The sequence below is a fragment of the Mycobacterium sp. SMC-18 genome (assembly GCF_045310895.1).
Classification (GTDB): domain Bacteria; phylum Actinomycetota; class Actinomycetes; order Mycobacteriales; family Mycobacteriaceae; genus Mycobacterium.
Window position 1 is genome coordinate 1 of record NZ_JBJIAL010000108.1, and the last position, 2487, is coordinate 2487.

Annotated in this window: 1 protein-coding gene; it reads right to left on the reverse strand. The window is 63.2% G+C overall.

The features are described from left to right. Nucleotides 1-152: 152 nt before the first annotated feature. Nucleotides 153-1472 (reverse strand): IS256 family transposase, encoded by a 1320-nt coding sequence (locus tag ACJH6J_RS30235; RefSeq protein WP_016894482.1) that lies wholly within the window; start codon nucleotides 1470-1472, stop codon nucleotides 153-155. Nucleotides 1473-2487 lie beyond the last annotated feature (1015 nt).

A 2487-nucleotide genomic window follows, 5' to 3' on the forward strand; every position in this document is an offset into this window, starting at 1 on the left:
TCTCCGGGTCGTACTTGCTCGGCATGACATGCACCTTCCCAAGGAAGGAGGTGCGCATCAAACGCGGGATGGTTCAACCTCCACGGAGCCTAGTAGACGGCACGGCGCAAAGCCGAGTCGAGTAATTGTCAATACCTGTGGATTGGTGTTTTTCAGGCGACCTCCGTTCCGGTCGGGGTGGCCGGGTTGTCGGCCGGTTCGGGTGGGGTGATGTCGACGGGTCGTTCGAGCAGTTTGCCTTTGTGGAACACCGCTCCGGCCCGGACCAGGGCGACCAGGTGCGGGGCGTTCACCGCCCGCCAGCGGGCTTGTGCGGCGTCAATGAGCTTGTAGGCCATGGCGATACCCGCCGCGCGGGAACCCGGCCCCTTGGTGACCTTGGTGCGCAACCGGACCGTGGCGAAGGTCGACTCGATCGGATTGGTGGTGCGCAGATGTACCCAGTGCTCGGCGGGATAGTGGTAGAACTCCAGCAGCACATCGAGGTCGTCAACGATCTTGGCCACGGCCTTGGGGAACTTGGCGCCGTAGTCCAGTTCGAAGGCTTTGACCGCGACCTGCGCGTGGTCGATGTCCTCGGCGCCCGCGATTTCCCGCATCGCCGCGATCGCCCCCGGATGCGCCGACTTCGGTAGTGCGGCAAGGACATTGGCCTGCTTGTGAAACCAGCACCGCTGCTCACGGGTATCGGGGAACACCTCACGGACCGCTTTCCAGAACCCCAGAGCACCGTCCCCGACCGCGAGCACCGGGGCGCGCATGCCACGGCGCCGGCAGTCCCGCAGCAGATCCGCCCACGAGTCCGCTGATTCGCGGTACCCGTCGGTCAGCGCGACCAGTTCCTTGCGGCCGTCGGCGCGCACCCCCAGCATCACCAGCAGGCACAGTTTGTCCTGCTCCAGGCGGACCTTGAGATGGATGCCGTCCACCCACAGGTACACATAATCGGTGCCCGACAGGTCCCGGCGGCCGAACGCGGCGGCCTCGTCCTGCCACTGCGCGGTCAGTCGGGTGATCGCCGGAGCCGAGAGCCCCGCCCCCGAGCCGAGGAACTGCTCCAACGCCGGACCGAAGTCGCTGCTGGACAGGCCATGCAGGTACAGCAACGGCAGCACCTCGGCCATCTGCGGGGACTTACGCGCCCACGCCGGCAGTATCTTCGACGAGAATCGTTGCCGCTCACCGGTTTCCGGATCGACCCGTTTGTCGTTGACCCGCGGCGCCTTCACCTCGATCGCCCCAGCGCCGGTGAGCACCTCCCGGACGTTGTGGTGGCCGTTGCGGACCACCAGCCGGTGCCCATTCTCGTCGACCTGATCGACGAACTGGTCGACATAGGCGGCGACCTCGGCCTGCAAAGCGGCGGCCAGCATCTGCCGGGCACCGTCGCGGACAATCTCATCCAACAACGACCGACCGGCACCGCTGCGGGTGTCGTTGGCCTGCGCGACATCGTGAACTACGGTGAGCACGGGCGTGCCTTCCCAACCAGCGCGCCAACGCCGGTCTTGATCAGAAACGAACTGGACTTGTGATCATCCCCGGGAAGGCGCGCCCACATTCACGCCGCCCTACCAAGGCTCATCCACAGGTTCTGATCATTGCTCAGCCGAGTCATGATCACAGGGGTCCGACAGAAGATGCGCGACTCGGCCGGCAGGGCCTCCACAAGCAGCAGTCACCTGATCGGCGAAGCCGCCTACGCATGCAGCGTACAGAAATGGGGGTCAGCAAGCCCCGCTCCTCGCGAGATATTCTGTTTCGCCACACGGTGATTCGGACCAAACAGCTAGATCTACAACCCACCAGAGCCCCAGCGAACTAGACTCGGTCATCACGACATCTCCCCGGCGGGGTCGACTACCGCTTCGAATGAAGGACGCTCACCCAGCGGTCTGCTGCGCTACCGACCGTTCCTCATGGAGCCAATAGGACGACCCAATCGGCGCATGGTCGATGCAGAAATGCGCCAGGTTATCGATGCCAAGCGGATGTAATCCGATTCGGGGAGCGAGCAGCATACAACTGGTTTGTGACCCTGCGCCACACTGCGGGTTGGCGCACCTCGGATGCTCATTCAAGGACCAGAACGCAACCCGCCGAAGTACCTGAACACGATCGCGGGGCCGAAAGGTGTTTCCACACAGCACGAGACCATCCTCCTGCACACCTAGCCGGTCGTTCTTCAGCGTATTGCACGGCCGGCATAGAACTTCAAATTCCGTCGTATTCCCAACCAGATAGAACGGAGTTCGGTGCTCAAGGGTCTCTTCTAAGACTGGCTCATAGCCGGAGGGAAACACATTTGTACGTCGCCGGATCGAGTGGCGGAGAGGCACACCACAAGCAGCGCATCTGAAGCCCTGAGCCTCGAGAAGGCCTGCTACCTCGCCGACTTCAACGTCGCTGATTGAACCATCCCGCGTTTGATGCGCACCTCCTTCCTTGGGAAGGTGCATGTCATGCCGAGCAAGTACGACCCGGAGA